Annotated in this window: 2 protein-coding genes and 1 pseudogene; 1 reads left to right on the forward strand and 2 read right to left on the reverse strand. The window is 52.4% G+C overall.

The window, feature by feature from the left end:
- The coding region (locus V6D20_24955) for a GMC family oxidoreductase (GenBank protein HEY9819032.1) at window positions 1–542 on the forward strand (542 nt) is incomplete at its 5' end.
- Window positions 543–552: 10 nt separating this feature from the next.
- On the opposite strand, the pseudogene V6D20_24960 reads toward V6D20_24955, so the two are convergent.
- A pseudogene (locus V6D20_24960) lies at window positions 553–1511 on the reverse strand (ISKra4 family transposase).
- Between the two features lie 782 nt (window positions 1512–2293).
- Window positions 2294–2599: hypothetical protein (locus V6D20_24965; GenBank protein ID HEY9819033.1), on the reverse strand; the 306-nt coding region annotated here is incomplete at its 5' end.

Below are 2599 nucleotides of genomic sequence, written 5' to 3' on the forward strand. Positions count from 1 at the left end.
CCAGAGCCTATCGTGCCATTCAGCATAAGTTACCTGTTATGACTGGCCTGGCACGGGGGGGATGGTCAAAGGATTCAACTGCTCATCAATGGTTTCATTCGTTTGATGTGCTTTTTGTCTTGGAACAAGAACCAGATTTCAGTAATCGAATCATTTTAAGTTCAGAGCATGATCAGCTTGGGCGGTTGAAAGCTGAGCTTCACTGGCAGATGTCAGATAGGATGTTGCAAAGTGTGGTGCGATCGCAAGACCTCCTTGCAAGGGCGATCGCCCAAGTGGGTCTGGGGACATTACACCTTTTGCGTGACTTAGACAACTTACCCGTTTTTGAGAGTATGGGATCACACCATCACATGGGCACAACGCGGATGCATCCCAACCCACGTCAAGGCGTTGTTGATGAAAACTGCCGAGTTCATGGCATTGATAACTTGTATATTGCGAGTAGTGCTGTGTTTCCAACGGGAGGGTATGCTAACCCAACCTTAACAATTGTGGCACTGGCATTACGCCTGGCTGACCAGATTAAGGTTCAGTATTGAAAGATGGCCTAATTTGTTTGACGGTTGACTCGATCTCGCCCGAGCCTACAGAGATGCCCTCAGCGTGGTAGTAGGCATAGTTGACGATGCGGTGCCGATGGTTGGCCAAATACGCGATAAACCGGTCTACTCGCTCATGGGATCAGTCCTCAAACTGCCGCACCGCGGCCTCGACATCCCCACGCCAGAGACACGATTCTACAGCGTCTAACCGCTGCTGTGAGCCACCGACCTTGCCCAGATTCTCCATGAGATGATACCAGTCTAGAATCTCAAGCCGCTGCACCGACGGCTCGATCTGGGCAACCAAGTTCCAAATCCCGTCGTGGCCATCGCCCAAGCGCACGAGCGGTGACGCTAACGGCTGCTGGTTAACCCAGGTCACCAGCGCATCATTGGCCTTGAAGAATGCGGCAACGCAGCACTGGTGAAGGTTGATAGCCTTGTATTCACGCCACTCACTCGGTTGGCCTTCAGGGGTTCGTAAGCGCACCTTACCCCCATCGAGGCTCATCTCTTTGACCCCGCCATCGACCTGCTCATCTGGAAACTCCTGGCGGTGCACCAACCGCTGCTGAGTGCTCTTGGAGACTGCTATACCGGTGAGCACAGCAATATCCTCAGCGGCATGCTCGTAGGCCTCGTTAGCACTCAGCAGCAAGCAACATCGCTCTAGCTGAGGACTCCAGTGGGTGCGGGCTTTGAGACCCAGCCGGTGCCCTTGCTGTTCAATGAGGCTTAATCGGCCAATGATGCTGGTGACGGTTCGCTGTCGCCCCCGAGTTGTGCCGCTGCTTGTGCGGATAAAAAATGGCCGAGAGCTAGGCCCACATGCTCCAGCAAATGACCACGGACGGCGGTTTCGATGCCTTCCAAGGTCTTCACGGCCTCGGGGTCGGTTTCTTCCTACAGCAAGGCCGCTAACTCGTCGGTGAGCGCCTTGAGGCGGGCTTGTTTACAGTCATCCATAGGAAGCGGTGAAGATTACGATGCTCTCACCGTAGCGCTCATGCCGTCTCGTGAGGATAAGCATTAGTGCTCGTTACATAACTGGGATGCACCCGGTGGAATGCTGATTGTTAGCGTCCCTACAGTGGCATTATTAAACGCCACTAAGAGGGTGTTTGAAAAGTCGGATGGAGTCAAAAATCATGCCAACCGCCTCAGAAGGGTGGTGGCGTAGCGATCGCTCGACTTCAGCAGATGTGGTCAAGGGCCCTGACGGCGAGCAACATCCGCTATTGCTTCTATCCTGCTGTCTGCGATGCCAGCATCCCCTTCAACTACCGAGTCAATAGGCAACCGGTGAGAGCGATCGCTCTCACCAGTGTGACGAGGGAAGACGTCGACTAGACCAAGTCATTGGTCGTCCGTCCGTTGGCTCATGTGTGGCGCAACGGCTGAGCTGCTTGAGCCGTTGTTCCTGTTCGAGGATGTTGTTTGGGTAGTCCCACTGACCAACCGTTAACGTGCGAGAAATAACAGCCGAGTCGAGTTTGAGTGGCGTCCTATCGAGCTCTGCACAGGCAGCGATTCAAGTTGGGACGAGATCGCAGCCAGGTGGATCCGAAGCGTCACCCTGTCATCCATGATCGCATGAGCGTTTTGTGTGGTTGTGTCCGCTGACCGATGCAGCGATCGCCACCCGCAGTGTTGAGTCGTTAGATGAATGAGAAGCTCTCACGTCTCATCGGTGCTGGGTGTTGCTGGAACGTCCACTTGGCAGGTTGTGGAGGATGTTGTCATGCTGGTTAGTTATTAGAAATAATATGTAAGTCAACTTGAGGCAAGTCCCGCATCAATCGCTGTACAATTGAACCTTTCAATAAAAGGTGAAATCGAGAACGGCGAGTTTCACCTAAAACAATTTGTGTGATACGCTCTTGGGCTGATATGTCAGCGATCGTACTTACAATATCTGAAGATTCTCTTCTAACAAATTCTCCCTCACACTCTTGACATAGGCGTTTGCAGGTTTCGATATGCAGCGCCTCTGGTTTCGATAAAAATTTACCTGCAGGTGCAACAAATAATACAAATAATCGACCATTCATTTG

The sequence above is a fragment of the Candidatus Obscuribacterales bacterium genome (assembly GCA_036703605.1).
Classification (GTDB): domain Bacteria; phylum Cyanobacteriota; class Cyanobacteriia; order RECH01; family RECH01; genus RECH01.